General features: G+C 70.6%; 11 protein-coding genes. 8 read left to right on the forward strand and 3 right to left on the reverse strand.

All coding sequences use genetic code 11. The annotated features are described in order from the left end of the window. The first annotated feature begins 492 nt into the window (after window positions 1-492). The 5 genes from ORV05_RS07120 (at window position 493) to icmF (ending at window position 9,903) form a co-directional block, all read left to right on the forward strand. Complete coding sequence (locus ORV05_RS07120; RefSeq protein ID WP_268757644.1) at window positions 493-4,626, forward strand: sensor histidine kinase; 4,134 nt, start codon at window positions 493-495, stop codon at window positions 4,624-4,626. Further along, window positions 4,623-5,066: a roadblock/LC7 domain-containing protein gene (locus ORV05_RS07125; protein WP_144590690.1), complete on the forward strand. Its 444-nt coding sequence runs from the start codon at window positions 4,623-4,625 to the stop codon at window positions 5,064-5,066. The genes ORV05_RS07120 and ORV05_RS07125 overlap by 4 nt, the downstream gene beginning before the upstream one ends. A 7-nt stretch (window positions 5,067-5,073) precedes the next feature. Continuing rightward, window positions 5,074-5,901, forward strand: coding sequence for a DUF742 domain-containing protein (locus tag ORV05_RS07130; RefSeq protein WP_268757646.1), 828 nt, complete (start codon window positions 5,074-5,076; stop codon window positions 5,899-5,901). Beyond that, window positions 5,882-6,496: a GTP-binding protein gene (locus ORV05_RS07135; protein WP_144590688.1), complete on the forward strand. Its 615-nt coding sequence runs from the start codon at window positions 5,882-5,884 to the stop codon at window positions 6,494-6,496. The genes ORV05_RS07130 and ORV05_RS07135 overlap by 20 nt, the downstream gene beginning before the upstream one ends. 68 nt (window positions 6,497-6,564) lie before the next feature. After that, window positions 6,565-9,903, forward strand: coding sequence for a fused isobutyryl-CoA mutase/GTPase IcmF (icmF, locus tag ORV05_RS07140; protein WP_268757647.1), 3,339 nt, complete (start codon window positions 6,565-6,567; stop codon window positions 9,901-9,903). A 148-nt stretch (window positions 9,904-10,051) separates the two neighbouring features. Here the strand turns inward: icmF and ORV05_RS07145 are convergent, their stop codons facing one another. Next, a complete protein-coding gene (locus ORV05_RS07145) occupies window positions 10,052-10,762 on the reverse strand; it encodes a class I SAM-dependent methyltransferase (protein ID WP_268757648.1) in 711 nt (236 codons plus the stop codon). Between the two features lie 116 nt (window positions 10,763-10,878). On the opposite strand from ORV05_RS07145, the gene ORV05_RS07150 reads away from it, so the two are divergent. Then, window positions 10,879-11,706 carry an LLM class F420-dependent oxidoreductase gene (locus tag ORV05_RS07150; RefSeq protein ID WP_268757649.1) on the forward strand — a complete coding sequence of 276 codons (828 nt, stop codon included), beginning with the start codon at window positions 10,879-10,881 and terminating at the stop codon, window positions 11,704-11,706. Then, window positions 11,703-12,518 carry an LLM class F420-dependent oxidoreductase gene (locus tag ORV05_RS07155; protein WP_268757650.1) on the forward strand — a complete coding sequence of 272 codons (816 nt, stop codon included), beginning with the start codon at window positions 11,703-11,705 and terminating at the stop codon, window positions 12,516-12,518. The genes ORV05_RS07150 and ORV05_RS07155 overlap by 4 nt, the downstream gene beginning before the upstream one ends. A 1-nt stretch (window position 12,519) precedes the next feature. Here ORV05_RS07155 and ORV05_RS07160 read toward each other — a convergent pair whose 3' ends face one another. Beyond that, entirely contained in the window at window positions 12,520-13,476 is a 957-nt protein-coding gene (locus ORV05_RS07160; protein ID WP_268757651.1) for a serine hydrolase, read from the reverse strand. 116 nt (window positions 13,477-13,592) lie between these two features. Then, window positions 13,593-14,234 carry a cholesterol catabolism transcriptional regulator KstR gene (gene kstR, locus ORV05_RS07165; protein ID WP_268757652.1) on the reverse strand — a complete coding sequence of 214 codons (642 nt, stop codon included), beginning with the start codon at window positions 14,232-14,234 and terminating at the stop codon, window positions 13,593-13,595. A gap of 91 nt (window positions 14,235-14,325) precedes the next feature. On the opposite strand from kstR, the gene ORV05_RS07170 reads away from it, so the two are divergent. Beyond that, window positions 14,326-16,386 (forward strand): acyl-CoA dehydrogenase, encoded by a 2,061-nt coding sequence (locus ORV05_RS07170; RefSeq protein WP_268757653.1) that lies wholly within the window; start codon window positions 14,326-14,328, stop codon window positions 16,384-16,386. Window positions 16,387-16,455: the final 69 nt, after the last annotated feature.

Genomic DNA, 16,455 nt, shown 5'->3' on the forward strand with positions numbered 1-16,455 from the left:
GTCCGTACGTGTTTGACGGGCGGCCCCGCCCAGGTCTGGGCTATGTGGGTGAAGGCGAGCCGGGCAGGTCCCGGTCCGGCGGTAACCGGCATGGCGCTTTCCCGGGCGTGATCACCGCACCGTCGCGCCAACTCGTCCCGGCCATCGGTATTTCCGCAGGTCGGAGGCGCTTTCTTTGGCTGGATCGAGATCCGCTCGATTGGTGTACGCTTCCTTGGCCACGTTGACGCACTGTGATCGAAGGTAACCGGTCTTGTCCCAGCCATGCTGCACACCGCATGATGCACGGACGTCAGGGTCGCCGAGATCGTGGACAGTGCTGTCGGCCGGGACCGAGCACTTACAGCAGGACATCGCAGTCGTTCCACCCGTGATGAGGAGAATCATGCGGTCGATGCGGAGCACCGCCGGGCAGCGCCCGGCCGCCCGCGGGTGGTCGGCGCGCGCAAGCCACGGACGCGCACTCACGACGCCGGACAGGGAGTCACTTTCGTGACCGATGCAGGACAGGGCCAAGTGCCTGTGGGACAGCTTCTCGGTCAGCAACCGCGACCACCGTCGAAATGGGGCAGTATCGCGCGGTGGCGCGACTGGAGCATTTCGGTCAAGCTCGCCGCGGTGACGCTGGTCCCGATCATGATCGCGCTGGTGCTCGGTGGGATCACCATCGGCAACCAGGTCGCACGGTCCAACAACTACGAACGCATCGGCCGGCTCGTCACGCTCAGCGCGGACGTGCGGGCGCTGGTCGACGCGCTGCAGCGGGAGCGGACCGAGACCGCCCGGCTGCTCATCCAGGGCACGGTCGGCAGCACGCCCGAGCTCGATGCCGCCCGTGCCGCGGTCGACAAGGCGATCGCCCCGATCAACACCGACACCGACCGCGTGACCCAGCTGGACAACAGCGTCGCCGCGCCGGGCAGCGCGAGCAACAACGCGCTCGCCCGCCTCGGCGAGGTGCGGCAGCACATCGCGGCCGGTCAGGTCGACTCGATCCAGGCGCTGGACGCCTACTCGGCGATGACCAGCGCACTGCTCACCCTGGACACCTCGCTGGTCGCGGGCATGAACGACGACGCGGTCAGCGACAGGGCCAACGCCCTGCACGCCCTCCAGGTCGCCAAGGAAGAGGTGTCCACCTCGCAGGTGCTGATGGCCTACGGCATCTCGCGCGGTTCCCTCACCCCGACCCTGCTCAACCAGCTCCGCACCGCCGAGGTGCGGCTCGCCGACCGGCTGGAGGCCTTCCGCGCCTTCGGCACCGGCGCGCAGCAACAGGACTTCGACCGGACCGTCACCGGTCCCGACTTCGACAACCGCGGCCGCATGGCGAGCAGCGTGCTCGCCGCGCAGGGCGCCGGCGGGAACGCGTTCAGCGGAATCCAGGCCGACCAGTGGGCCAGCTCCTCGACCGCGGTCGTCAACGGCCTCCGCGCGGTCAGCGGCCGGATCGGCGACGAGGTCGGTAGCGTCTCGAGCGAGCTGGTGGACTCCTCCGGCACCGACGCGGGCCTGCTGGCCGTGCTGCTGTTCGGCGCGCTCGTGGTGACGGCCGCGGTGGTCTTCCTGATCACCCGCCAGCTGCTGCGCTCGCTGCGGATGCTGCGCAGGAGCGCACTGGACGTCGCCGACCGCCAGCTCCCCGAGGCGGTGCAGAACATCCAGGAGGGCCGGGAGCAGAGCGCCGCGGTCCAGCCGGTCGCGGTCGGCACCACCGACGAGATCGGCGAGGTGGCCAAGGCCTTCGACGAGGTGCACAGCCAGGCCCTGCGACTGGCCATCGAACAGGCCGGCATGCGGACCGCCTACAGCAGCGTGTTCATCAACCTGTCGCGCCGCAGCCAGAGCCTCGTGCAGCGTCAGCTGCAGCTGATCGAGCGGCTGGAGCGCGACGAGGAGGACGCCGACCAGCTCGCCACCCTGTTCCAGCTCGACCACCTCGCCACCCGGATGCGGCGCAACAACGAGAACCTGATGGTGCTCTCGGGGGCCGAGCCGGGACGCCGGTCGGGCCAGCCGGTGTCGACCACCGACGTGCTGCGCGCCGCGGCCTCGGAGATCGAGCAGTACCAGCGCGTGGTGGTGCAGACCCCGCCCGACGCCCGCATCATCGGGTACGCGGCGAGCGACCTGATGCGCCTGGTCGCCGAGCTGCTGGACAACGCGACCGCGTTCTCCGCGCCGGAGACCCAGGTGACCGTGTCGACCCGGGTTTCGGACGACCGCGGCCTCTTGATCGACATCATCGACAAGGGCATCGGCATGAACGAGTCCGAGGTCGCCGAGGCCAACGCTCGTCTGCACGAGAACGGCACCATCGATCTCGCGACCTCCCGCCGGATGGGCCTGTTCGTGGTCGGGCGCCTCGCCGGGCGTCATCACATCGGCGTCGAACTGCACGGCGGCAAGGACATCGTCGGTGTCCGCGCGACCGTGACGGTGCCCGCCGAACTCGTCATGGGCCTGCCGGAGCAGACCGCCGTCCTGCGGCCCGAACCGGCTTACCCGACCGAAGAGATGCCCCGTCGTCGCACGGTCAACGGCAGCGGCAAGCCCGCCCCGCTGACCAGCCTGGCGGGCACCACCTCCGGCACCCTCGGCGACGGTGCGGCCGCGCCTAACCCCTGGTCGCAGAACGGCCACTCCGGGGTGCTGCCCATGCGGCCGCCGTCGGACCTGGAGGTCTCCGGTACCGCGTTGTTCAGCCCCGTCCCGGCCGACGACGAGTCCGGTGCGGCGGTGTCGCCGCTCCTCCCGCCCGCCCCGGCCGGGCCGGCGGCGCCCGCCTCGAGTGAAATGCCCGGTGGTAAGGACCTGTTCGCCGCCAACACCGACGCCGGTGCGCTGACCGAATGGTGGAGCACGGCCGCCGTGGTGGAGCCGAAGCCCGCTCCTCCTCCGCCGCCGGAGGAGCCCGAGCTCACGCCGATTTTCGACGAGACGTTGTCCGCGTGGTTCCGCGCCGAGAAGCCGCCCGCGGCCCCGGAAACGCCATCCGCCAAGGATGAGGCGGAACGGGCCGACGAGTCCGTTGCGTCCACGAAGGTGCCCGGCGAGTCCGGTGATTCCGCCGCGACCGCGGCCGACGGCGATTCCGGGGCGGACTCCGGCGCCGCCGAATCCTCCTCGGCGTGGGCGTTCGCCGCCGACGAGAGCTGGCGCACCGTCCAGGAGGTCTCGAAGAGCGAGGTCACCAGCTACACCGAGGCCGGCCTGCCGCAGCGCCGCCGCGGTAAGCAGCTGATGCCCGGCAGCGCCACGCCGAGCGCCCCCGCGCCGTCCGGCCAGTCCGAAGAGGACCCCGCGCCGCTGATCCCGGTGCGGGACCCGGCGGATGTCCGGGGCAGGCTCAGCAGTTTCCAGCGCGGAGTGAAGCGCGGCAGGCATGCCGCGCAGGAGCAGGGCAAGTCGGCCACCACCGCGCAGAAGGCGACGGCCGGTGGGCCCGTGCCGGTCAGTGCGGCGGAGGAGACCTCGTCGATCCCGCAGATCACCGAGGCGGTCGTCAGCGGCCGGGACGAGGTCCAGGCCGCGGAGCAGGCGCCGGTCACCGGCAGTGGCCTGCCCCGCCGCACCCCCCGGGCCGGGGGTATGCCGCAGCGCGAGCCGGTGGACGAGGCGTCCACCGTCGCGAGTGGACTGCCCCGGCGCACGCCGGGTTCGGTGGGCAGCCCGCCCCCGCACGAGACCGCGGGCGAGAGCCAGGCCGCCCAGGCGGGCCTGCCCAGGCGCACGCCGGGCGCGGCCACCGGGACGGAGCCCGCCGTCCCGGGTGGACTGCCGCAGCGGACGCCGGTTCCGGCGAGCGGTATGCCGGGCCTGCCGAGCCTGCCCGGCCTGCCCGGAACCTCACCGCGGGAAGCCGCCGAGGAGGTTTCGGCCCCGGGCGGTCTGCCCCGCCGCACTCCCAGCGGCGCGAGCGGAATGCCGCGCTGGAGCGCCCCCGAAGAACCGACGGCCCAGCCGGCCGCCGAGGGTGGTCTGACCCAGCGCACCCCAGGCTCCGGGAACGGTCTGCCCCAGCGGCAGCCGCGCCCGGTGAACGAAAACCCCCTACCGCAGCGGCAACCGCGGCCGGTGAACGAGAATCCGTTGCCGCAGCGGCAGCCGCGGCCGTTGGGCGAGAACGCCCTGCCGCAGCGGGAACCCGTCGCCGAAACGGCCGTGCCGCAGTACCAGCCCGGTGCGGAGAACCCGTTGCCGCAGCGGCAACCGCTCGCGGACCGGCAGCGGTCCGCACCGGTGGAAGGTCCCGCGGAATCCTCGGGGGCCTTCCTGTGGCAGAAGCCGCAGCTGGACGAGCCGGTGGAGCGGGAGCCGGAGAATCCGGCTACCGCCACGGGGTCGTCGTGGTCGTTCGCCACCGACGACAGCTGGCGAACCGTACAGGCGGTGTCGCAGTCGGCCCCGTCGGGATTTACGCCGGCGGGCCTGCCACGCCGCCGGCGTGGTGAGCAGCTCTTGCCAGGGAGTGCGTCTTCTCCGGGCGCGCCGGGGCCCCGAACCCAGCGTGACCCGCAGGATGTGCGCGGTAGGCTGAACAGTTTCCAGCAGGGTGTCCGGCGTGGACGGCACCAGACTGCTCAGGCTGCCGACTCCGAACACGAAACCATGGAGGGTGAATGACCTCGCCGCAGCCCCAACAGAACCAGTTCGGATGGCTGGTCAATGAATTCGCCGAGCGTGTGCCGGGTGTGGCACACGCGGTGGTCGTGTCCGCCGACGGCCTCCTGCTGACCGCGTCGAACCGGCTGCCACTGGACCGGGCCGACCAGCTCGCCGCGGTGGCTTCCGGCATCATCAGCCTCACTCAGGGCGCCGCGCGGTGCTTCGAGGCCGGAGCGGTCAACGAGACCGTGGTCGAGATGGAACTGGGGATCATGGTCCTGATGTCCATCAGCGACGGTTCCTGCCTGGCCGTGCTGGCCGCACCGAACTGCGACATCGGTCAGGTCGCCTACGAGATGACCATGCTCGTGGACCGCGTCGGCCAGATCCTCACCCCCGAACTGCGGGCCCAGCTGCAGGGCTCCGGGGGTGCCCTGATCGGCGAACCGGTGGGATGATGCCGCGATGAGCACGGATTCCGGGAGCGGCTCTCCGCCGGAAGACGGGGACGACGCCACCTTCGCGGACGTTCTCAACGGCTTCACACTGGATTCGAGGCGCAGCCGCCGGAAACGGAAGCGGGACAAGGGGGCCGAAACCGAGCCCTCGGCCGCCTCGCAGCCGGAGCAAGCGGTGGACCACCCGCAGACCGGCTACGCCACGGGTGAGTACAGTGCGGCGGGGTACGGCAGTGGTGGATACGGCACCGGTGAGTACGCCACCGGTGAGTACGGCACCGGTGAGTACGCCACTGGTGAGTACGGCACGGTGGGGTACGGTTCGGTCGACTACGACCGGATGCTGCCCTCGCCGGAGTACGCCCCGCCACCCGGACCGCCCGGTTTCGCCGAGCCAGGTCGTGAAACCGGGTTCTTCGAGCCCGCGGTGTCCAACAGCGGGCCGATGCTGCCGGAACGGCCGGAACCCGAGCTCTTCGACGACGCGGCCTCCGTCGTGCGCCCGTACGCCCTGACCGGCGGGCGCACGAGGGCGAACTACGCGCTCGAACTGGAGACTTTGATCTCCGTGAACAACGCCGCCGCCGCCCGCGTCGACGCGGGCGAGGTGGTGCAGATCGAGCATCGCTCGATCATGGAAGAATGTCGGACACCGCGTTCGGTCGCGGAGGTCGCGGCACTGCTGCGAGTCCCGATCGGCGTGGCCAGGGTGCTGATCAGTGATGCGGCGGATGCGGGTTTGATCACCGTGCACAAGACCGTGTCCGGCAAGGACAACGCCGAGGCGCATTTCATGTTGATGGAAAGGGTGTTGAGTGGACTCCGTCGGCTTTAAGGCACCGCGGCCGGCCGCGCCGCAGACCATGACCTCGGCCAAGATCGTGGTCGCCGGTGGGTTCGGTGCGGGCAAGACGACCTTCGTCGGGTCGGTGTCGGAAATCGTGCCGCTCACTACCGAAGCGATGATGACCGACGCCAGCCGGGGTATCGACAATCTCGATGCCACGCCGAACAAGGCCACCACCACGGTGGCCATGGACTTCGGCCGGGTGTCGCTGGATCGCGACCTGATCCTGTACCTGTTCGGTACACCGGGTCAGCAGCGGTTCTGGTTCATGTGGGACGACCTGGTGCGGGGTGCCATCGGCGCGGTGGTGCTCGCCGACACCCGGCGGCTGGCCGACTCGTTCGCGCCGGTGGACTTCTTCGAAGACCGCAGGCTGCCGTACATCATCGGCGTGAACACGTTCGACGGGATGCTGCACCACGACCTCAACGACGTGCGTGAGGCGCTGGCGATCGACCCGAGCGTGCCGATCGTGCGCTGTGACGCCCGTGACCGCGAGTCGACCAAGCAGACGCTCATCACGCTGGTCGAGTACGCGATGCGGCAGTGGATCTCGTTGCGGGCGGCCAGCGGAACCCGCTGACCGGGTGTGGCTGCGCTCACGTCGATACTCGGGTTCAAAACAGTAGGAAGTCCGAGTATTTTGGAGCCATGAACGCTCCACTGCACAAGCGCGAGGCGGTGACACCTCAGGTGCCCGCGGAGCGCTCTTCCGGCAACGGCGGCGCGACGGCGGCGGGGGGCCCCGCCGATCGCGGCGGGGCCCTCTACCAGGCGCGGCACCCGGTCCGGTTCGTGACCGCGTCCAGCCTGTTCGACGGGCACGACGCCTCGATCAACATCATGCGCCGGATCCTGCAGGCGCAGGGTGCCGAGGTGGTGCACCTGGGGCACAACCGGTCGGTGGACGAGGTCGCCACGGCCGCGATCGCCGAGGACGTCCAGGGCGTGGCGATCAGTGCCTACCAGGGCGGTCACGTCGAGTACTTCAGCTACCTCGTCGAGCTGCTGCGCGAGCGCGGGGCCGGGCACATCCGGGTCTACGGCGGTGGCGGCGGTGTCATCGTCCGCGAAGAGATCGAACTGCTGCACTCGCGGGGGGTCGCGCGCATCTTCTCCCCCGAGGACGGCATGGCCATGGGCCTGCCCGGGATGATCAACCTGATGATCCGCGAGTGCGACCGGGACCTCGCCGCGGACTCACCCGGTTCGGTGGAGCAGCTCCTGTCCGGGGACGTCCCCGCGCTGGCCAGGGCCATCACCCAGCTGCAGGCGGGCGTGCTGCCCGAGGACTGGAAGTCGGCCATCGCCGACGCGTCGAAGACCAGGTCCGTGCCGGTCCTCGGCATCACCGGCACCGGCGGCTCCGGCAAGTCCTCGCTCACCGACGAGCTGATCCGGCGGTTCCGCCTCGACCAGCAGGACAAGCTGCGGATCGCGGTGCTCGCGGTCGACCCGACGCGGCGCCGCGGCGGGGGTGCCCTGCTCGGCGACCGGATCCGCATGAACTGTCTCGACGGATCGTCGGTGTACTTCCGCTCCCTGGCCACCCGCACCACCGGCGGCGAGATCCCGGACGGCCTGGACGAGGCGATCCTCGCCTGCAAGGCCGCGGGCTACGACCTGGTGATCGTGGAGACCCCGGGCATCGGGCAGGGCGACGCCGGGATCGTGGAGCACGTCGACTACTCGCTGTATGTGATGACTCCCGAGTTCGGGGCGGCCTCGCAGCTGGAGAAGATCGACATGCTCGACTTCGCCGACGTGGTGGCCATCAACAAGTTCGAGCGACGCGGGGCCGAGGACGCGCGTCGCGACGTGGCGCGTCAGCTGGTGCGCAACCGCGAGGCGTTCGGCGCCTCCCCGGAGGACATGCCGGTCTTCGGCACCAGCGCCGCGAAGTTCAACGACGACGGTGTCACCGCGCTGTACCAGCACCTGCGGGACAACCTGGCGGAGCGCGGGCTGCCGGTCTCGCCCGGGACCCTGCCCGCGGTGCGCGGCAAGACCTCCACCGGCGCCGGCACCCTCATCCCCGGTTCCCGCGTGCGCTACCTGTCGGAGATCGCCGACGCGGTGCGTGGATACCACGCCCGCACGCGGGAGCAGGCCGAGGCGGTCCGCGAGCGCGACCAGCTCGCCGCGGCGAAGGCCGCGCTCGAGCGCGCGGACGCCGACGTCACCGCCATCAGCGAGCTGCTCGACGAGGCGGAGTCCCGGGTGGACACCGAAACCCGGCGCCTGCTCGAGGAGTACGCCGAGCTCGCCGAGCAGTACCGCGGTGAGGAACTGGTGTTCCGGGTGCGCGACAAGGAGCTGCGCACTTCGCTGTGGCGGGAAACCCTGTCCGGCAACCGGGTGCCGAGGGTGGCGCTGCCGCGCTACACCGAATCCGGCGAGCTGCTGTCCTTCCTGCGCCGTGAGAACCTGCCCGGATACTTCCCCTACACGGCGGGCGTCTTCCCGTTCAAACGGGATGGTGAGGACCCGGCGCGGATGTTCGCGGGCGAGGGCGACGCGTTCCGCACCAACCGCCGTTTCAAGTACCTCTCGGCGGAGTCGGAGGCCAAGCGGCTGTCCACCGCGTTCGACTCGGTCACGCTCTACGGGCACGACCCCGACACCCGGCCCGACATCTACGGCAAGATCGGGACCTCGGGGGTGTCGATCGCGACGCTGGAGGACATGAGGGCGCTCTACGAAGGTTTCGACCTGACCGCGCCGACCACCTCGGTGTCCATGACGATCAACGGGCCGGCGCCGACGATCCTGGCGTTCTTCCTCAACACGGCGATCGACCAGCGGCTGGACGCCTTCCGTGCCGAGCACGGCCGCGAGCCGACGCCGGAAGAGGCCGCCGGGATTCGCGAATGGACGCTGCGCACGGTGCGCGGCACCGTGCAGGCCGACATCCTCAAGGAGGACCAGGGGCAGAACACCTGCATCTTCTCCACCGAGTTCTCGCTGCGGATGATGGCCGACATCCAGGAATGGTTCATCGAGCACGGGGTGCGCAACTTCTACTCGGTGTCCATTTCGGGCTACCACATCGCCGAGGCCGGGGCGAACCCGATTTCGCAGCTGGCGTTCACGCTGGCCAACGGGTTCACCTACGTCGAGTCCTATCTGGCGCGCGGCATGCACATCGACGACTTCGCGCCGAACCTGTCGTTCTTCTTCTCCAACGGGATGGACGCGGAGTACTCGGTGCTGGGCCGCGTGGCACGGCGGATCTGGGCGGTCACGATGCGGGACCGCTACGGCGCGAACGAGCGCTCGCAGAAGCTCAAGTACCACGTGCAGACCTCCGGGCGTTCGCTGCACGCGCAGGAGATGAGCTTCAACGACATCCGGACCACGCTGCAGGCGTTGTGCGCGCTGTACGACAACGCGAACTCGTTGCACACCAATGCCTACGACGAGGCGATCACCACGCCCACCGAGCAGTCGGTGCGCCGCGCGATGGCCATCCAGATGATCATCAACAAGGAATGGGGCCTGTCGGGCAACGAAAACCCGCTGCAGGGCTCGTTCGTCATCGACGAACTGACCGATCTGGTCGAGGAGGCCGTGCTCACCGAGTTCGACCGGATTTCGGAGCGCGGCGGCGTGCTCGGCGCGATGGAGACCGGGTACCAGCGCGGCAGGATCCAGGACGAATCGATGCTGTACGAGCGGCGCAAGCACGACGGGTCCCTGCCGATCGTGGGCGTCAACACCTTCCGTAACCCGTACCCCGAGGCCGACGAGGTCGAGGTGGAGCTCGCGCGGGCGACCGAGGAGGAGAAGCAGTCGCAGCTGACGAGGCTCGCGGACTTCCAGCAGCGGCACCGCCAGGATGCGGAGGAGGCGCTCGCCAAGCTGCGTGAGGCGGCCACGCGAGGCGAGAACCTGTTCGGCGTGCTGATGGAGGCCGCCCGCGTGTGCTCGCTCGGCCAGATCACCGAGGCGTTCTTCGAGGTGGGCGGCCAGTACCGCCGCAACGTCTGAGCCCTGCCGACCCGCGGCCGCACTTCTTCCCCCGAAGGTGCGGCCGCGGGTGCAAATCGGATTTCGCGTCTTGAAGCGGCGTCAGCCCGCCACGCTGTCGGCTTGCACCGCCACCCGCACCGCTGCCCAAGCCACTCTGATGTACGCCCTAGGGGAGCCGGGTCGCGGTCAGTTGCCAGACGGGCATGCGGTACCGCCCGCGGTCGTCGGTGGGGATCTCGTCGAGGGCGGCCGGATCCGGTGGTTCGGGAAGCGCTTCCCTGATCTCCTCCATCACCTGACGGGTGAAGGCGGTGGTGTAGGAGGCCGGTCGCAGCCGCGTGATCCGCCAGCCCCGGCCGAAGGTCGTGCGCAGGTTCTCCTCGCCGATGGCGCGCGGTCCCGGCAGTACCATCTGTTCCCTGAGACAGAACAGGTGCAGGGTGGCGCCCGGACGGCAGGCGCGGTGGAGTGCGGCGGCGTAGCCGGGCTGCTGCTCGTCGCTCAGGCAGTGGTACAGGGCGCTGTCGAGCACGGTGTCGAACTGGTTGTCGAAGCCGTCGAGGCGGGTGGCGTCGCCCACCGTGAATTCCGCCGTGAGTCCCCGGGCCCGGGCTCGCTCGCGGGCGCGCTCGACGGCGGTGGGGGCGAAGTCGACCCCGGTCACCCGATAGCCGCGCGAGGCCAGGAACAGGGCGTTCTCGGCGAGGCCGCAGCCCACGTCGAGGACCTCGCCGCGGATCTCGCCGTCGTGTTCCAGTTCGACCAGCGCGGGCTGCGGCTCCCCGATGTCCCAGGGCACCAGCCCGGCGGCACCCACGACGGGCTTGCCCTGGTAGACCTGGTCGAAGTCGATCCCCGGTGCGTCCGGTGTGCTCATCCGTGTCTCCCCAACTAATTCAACAGTCGATGAGATCGATCTTTGCCCCGCACCCGGCCGGGTGTCAACGGCCGCCAGGGGGAATAGCCTGACCGAGGGAGAAGTTGGCCGCTCATATGAAGTTCGGAATCGCCACCTTCGTCACCGACGAGAGCATCCGGCCGGACGTCCTGGGGCGGGTACTGGAGGAACGCGGCTTCGACTCGCTGTTCCTGGCCGAACACTCCCACATCCCGGTGAGCCGCGAGTCGCCCTATCCGGGCGGCGGTGAGCTGCCACGCCGCTACTACCGCACGCTCGACCCGTTCGTCGCGCTCACCGCCGCCGCGGCCACCACGTCGCGGCTGCTGCTGGCCACCGGGGTCGCCCTGCTCATCCAGCGGGACGTCATCCACACCGCCAACGAGGTCGCCAGCCTCGACCTGGTCTCCGGCGGCCGCGTGCTCTTCGGCGTTGGCGCCGGCTGGAACCGCGAGGAGATGCGCAACCACGGCACCGATCCGCGCACCCGCGGTGCCCTGCTGGACGAGCAGATCCAGGCGCTGAAGGAGATCTGGAGCCGCGACGAGGCCGAATTCCACGGCAGACATGTCGACTTCGACCCGATCCACCTGTGGCCGAAGCCGCTGCAACGCCCCCACCCGCCCGTCTACGTCGGCGGAGAGAGCCCGGCCGCGTTGAACCGGCTCGCGAAGTATGGCGACGCCTGGCTGCCCCGGGCCGGGACCGAGCCGGCCGAGCTGCGCCGCGTGCGGACCTGGCTGGCCGGGCAGGGGCGGCCGGACGTGCCGTTCACCGTCTTCGGGGCCTCCGCCGACGAGCGCCTCCTCGACGGTTACGCGGAGGCCGGAGCCGACCGCGTGACCTTCCTCCTGCCCACCCTGGGCGAGGCGGAGACGCTGGCGCACCTGGACGAACTGGCGAAGGTGGTGAGCGGCCGGTGAAGATCGGGATCTCCACCTTCGTCACCGACGAGAGCATGGCGCCGGGACCGCTGGCCAAGGCGATCGAGGACCGGGGTTTCGACGCGCTCTTCGTCGCCGAGCACTCGCACATCCCGGTCCGGCGGGAGACGCCCTACCCGCTCGGGGGTGAGCTGCCCAGGCCCTACTACCGCGCGGCCGACCCGTTCGTCGCGCTGACCGCCGCCGCGGTGGCCACCACGGACCTGCTCCTTGGCACCGGGATCAGCCTGCTGATCCAGCGGGACGTCATCCACACCGCGAAGTCCGTGGCCAGCCTCGACCTGCTCTCCGGTGGCCGGGTGATCTTCGGGGTGGGCGTCGGCTGGAACCGCGAGGAGATGCGCAACCACGGCACCGATCCGCGCACCCGCGGTGCCCTGCTGGACGAGCGGATCCGGGCGTTGCGGGTGCTCTGGACCGAGGAGGAAGCGGAGTTCCACGGCTCCCACGTCGACTTCGGTCCGGTCCGCCAGTGGCCGAAGCCGGTCCGGGTCCCGCCCGTGTATGTGGGTGGCAACAGCGCGGTGGCCGCCGCGAGGGCGGTCCGCGTCGGCGACGGCTGGCTGCCCAACGGGCTGGGCGAACCCGGGCGGATCGCGGAACAGATGGCGATGCTGGGGGATTCGGGGCTGCCGGTCACTGCCGCCTCGCTTCCGCCCGAGCCGGAACTGGTGGCGGCCTACGCCGAGGCCGGGGCCGAACGCGTGACCTTCGCGCTGCCTACCGCGTCCGAGGCGGACACGCTGCGGCGGTTGGACAAGCTCGCCGCGGTCGCCGGAACGTTCGCGTGAGTCAGGCGGCGACGAGGGACGCCAGTTGCGCGGTGCCCGCGGTGAGGGCGTCGTCGAGGGAGCGGTAGTAGGCCTCCGGTGCCGACGTCAGCACGATGACCACGTACCGGGAGTCCTTCCCGAGTAGCCCGGTGGTGTTGTAGCAGGCGGAGGAGCCGCTGCTGCCCCAGCCCTGCTTGATCGCCCAGGTGGTGCTCGGCAGGCCGTCGGGGATGCCGAAGAACTGGTCGGTGCCGTCGGCGGCGGTCCTGCTGGCGTGATACAGGGCGTTGTACAGCAGGTCTCGTGCCGATGACGGCACCTGGTCCATCAGGTAGCGGTAGACGGTGACCATGTCCTGCGCGGTGATCTGCGTGTCACCCCACCGTCCCGGGTCGTCCGGCGGTTTCGTGGCGGACAGGCCCATCAGCTTCACGTCGCGCGTGACGATCGAGCCGAAGCCCCCGTCGACCCACAGCGCGCTCGCCAGGTCGTCGTCGCTGGTGGACAGCATCCGGGTGATCTGGTTCTGGGTCGCGCTGTCCGGGAGAGCCCAGTGGCCGCGGGCGAGCACGTCGATCGCGATCAGCAGCTTGACCACCGACATGCTGGCGAAGGACTGGCCGGAATTGAGACTGGTCAGGACCTTCCCGTCCCGGCGGTCGTAGACCTCCATGCCGACCTTCGCGCTGGAGACCTTCTGCTGGACGGCCTGCTGGACCAGCCTCGCCACCTCCTCCGGCTTCGGGTCCGGTGAGGAGGGCGTGGAAGCGCTTTCCGCGGGGGTCTCCGTCGGGGCGACGGTCGGGGGCGTCGTCGCGGGCACCGTCGGAGGCGCCGTCGTGTCCGTCGGGGAGGTGGTCACGACGGCGACGCCGACGACCTCCCGGGACTCCTTGGTCACCGTGAAGACGGCCATCACCGCCGCCCCGGTTATCACCGCTGTGAGCACGGCCAGACCGGCCGTCGCGCGCTTCATGGCCGGAAAACGCCACGCTCACCGGCATCTGTTGCAGATTTTCCTGATGTACAGGGGATGCTCAGGTTTCCGACAGCCCGGGCACAGCCAAGATCACGGTTCGCGACGGATCGGTGTCACTCCGTTTTGGACGAGTCCAGCAGCAGGTGCACCGACAGTTCGAGGCGGTTCGCCACGTCGGCCGCCGAGGCGCGCCGGGTCACCCAGGCGACCAGGTTCGCCATCCACACGTCGGCGATCAGGTGGAAGACGTCGCGGTCGTGCTCGGTCGGTTCCTCGATCCGCATGGCCTTGGCGAACATGTCCTCCAGCAGCTTGCCGACCTGTTCGACCTCGGCGGCGGCGCTGGTGTCGGCGAACATGAACGCGCGCACCATCGCCTCGGTCAGGTGCGGGTCCCGCTGCATGGTCCGGGTGTTGCGGTTGAGCACGAAGATCAGCCGCTCGCTCGGCGTCTCGCCCGGGATCGCGCTGCGGTCGAGCTTTTCCCTGGCGCGTTCGAACTCGCGAGCCAGGCCGGAGACGAGTAGGTGGATCTTGGAGGGGAAGTAGCGGTAGAGCGTGCCCAGCGCGACCTCGGCGCGCTCGGCCACCGCCCGCATCTGCACGGCGTCGTAGCCGCCCTTCGAAGCCAGCGCGAGCGTGGCGTCGATGATGCGCCGCCGCCGGTCCCGCTGTGCCGCGGAACCCAGCTCGTCGCTGGGGAGAGCGCCCATTCCGGTCCTGGACTGGGCGGGTGCCTTCGATTTGCCGGCCATCGACCTCTCCGGAACTTGTTCCATCCTTGGTATCTAGCTTACCTAACGGATTTCTTCCGGGAAAATTGAAACACGTTCTATAGTGGTCCGCATGTCGATCGCGGTGACCGCGGAGCAGCGGGCGTGGGCGGAATCGGTGCGGGCGTGGGCGGCGGGAGGACGCGGCGAGCTCGCCGGCACCGGGCTGTTCGGGCTGGCCCTGCCCGAAGAACTCGGCGGGGACGGCGGGACCGTCGCCGATCTCGTGGCGGGGCTGGAGGAGGTGGCGGCGGCCCTCGTTCCCGGCCCGGTCTTCGGCACCGTCCTCGCCGGGCTCGTGCTGGCCGGGCGCCCGGATGCGCCGGTGGCCAGGGAACTCGCCCCGGCGCTGGCCGAAGGCAAGGCCCGCGTCGCCGTCGGATTCGGCACCGGCACCGTCACCGCGACGCGGGGCGAGCCGGGGCTGATCCTGCGGGGCCGCACCGGTCCGGTGCTCGAGGCGGACGAGTCCACCCACCTGCTGCTGCCCGCCGCGTTCGAGGGCGGCACCGTCTGGTGTCTGCTGCCGCCCCGCCCGGTTGAGGACGCCGCCGCGCTGGACTTCTCGCGCCACCTCGGTTTCCTCGATCTCGACGGGGTCGAAGTCGACCGGTCGTGGGTGCTCGGCGATGCCCCGGTCGAGGATCTCGCCGCGACACTGGCCGCCGCCGAGGCCGCCGGCATCGCCGGCTGGTGCGTGCGCACCGCGAGCGAGTACGCCAAGGTCCGGGAGCAGTTCGGCCGCCCGATCGGATCGTTTCAGGCGGTGAAACACCTGTGCGCGGAAATGCTGTGCCGGGCCGAGTTCGCGGCGGCTCTGGCCTGGGACGCCGCGCGGGCCGCCGCGGACCCCGCGGAGCACGCCTTCGCCGCCGCGCTCGCCGCGGCCGGGGCGCTCGACGCCGCCGTCGACAACGCCAAGGACTGCATCCAGGTCCTCGGCGGCATCGGGTTCACCTGGGAACACGACGCACACCGTTATCTGCGGCGTGCGGTGTCGTTGCGGCAGTTGCTCGGCGGCTCGGGGCGCTGGCGGCGCCGTGTGGCGGAACTCGCGCTGTCCGGCGCGCGACGGCGGCTCGGCCTCGAACTCGCCTCCGACCCGGAGGTCCGCGCGACCGCCGAGGCGATCGCGGCGCTCCCGCCCTCGCGGCAGCGGATCCGGCTCGCCGAAACCGGCTACCTCATGCCCCACTGGCCGAAGCCGTACGGGCTCGACGCCGGGGCCGAACGCCAACTGGTGATCGACGCCGAACTGGAGCGGGCCGGTGTCCGCCGTCCCGATCTGGTGATCGGTGCCTGGGCCGTGCCCACCATCCTCGAGCACGGCACCCAGGAGCAGCGGGACCGGTTCGCCGGGCCGACCCTGCGCGGCGAGATCACCTGGTGCCAGCTGTTCAGCGAGCCCGGCGCGGGATCGGACCTGGCCTCCCTGCGCACCAGGGCGACAAAAGTGGACGGTGGCTGGCGGCTGTCCGGGCAGAAGGTATGGACCTCGGTGGCGCGCGAGGCGGACTGGGCGATCTGCCTGGCCCGTACCGACCAGGAGGCGCCCAAGCACAAGGGCATCACGTATTTCCTTGTCGACATGCGGACTCCCGGCATCGACATCCGGCCGCTGCGCGAGATCACCGGCGACGCGGTGTTCAACGAGGTCTTCCTCGACGACGTGTTCGTCCCGGACGCCATGGTGGTCGGTGAGGTGCACGGCGGCTGGCGGCTCGCACGCACCACGCTGGCCAACGAACGGGTCGCGATGGGCAGTGGCTCTTCCGTCGGCGAGGCGGTGGAGGGGCTGCTCGCGACGGTGACCGAGCCCGACGCGGCGGTGCTCGACCGGCTCGGCGCGCTGGTGACGGAGGGTTCGGCGTGCGCACTGCTCGACCTGCGGGCCACCCTGCGGCGGCTGGCCGGGCAGGACCCCGGCCCCGAGTCGAGCGTGCGCAAACTCCTCGGCGTCCGGCACCGGCAGGCGTGCGCGGAGGCCGCACTCGACCTGCGCGGCCCCCTCGGCGTCGTCGAGGCCGAGGCACAGCACGAGTTCCTGCTCACCCGGTGCCTGAGCATCGCCGGCGGCACCACGCAGGTGCTGCTCAACGTGGCCGCCGAACGCCTGCTCGGCCTGCCCCGCTAGCTCCCGGGGCACGGACGCCGGAGGTGCCGGAGCGGGGGACGTTTGCTCCGAATCATTCGGAGCAAACGT

It is taken from the genome of Amycolatopsis cynarae, from assembly GCF_026802195.1.
Lineage (GTDB): Bacteria > Actinomycetota > Actinomycetes > Mycobacteriales > Pseudonocardiaceae > Amycolatopsis_E > Amycolatopsis_E rhizosphaerae.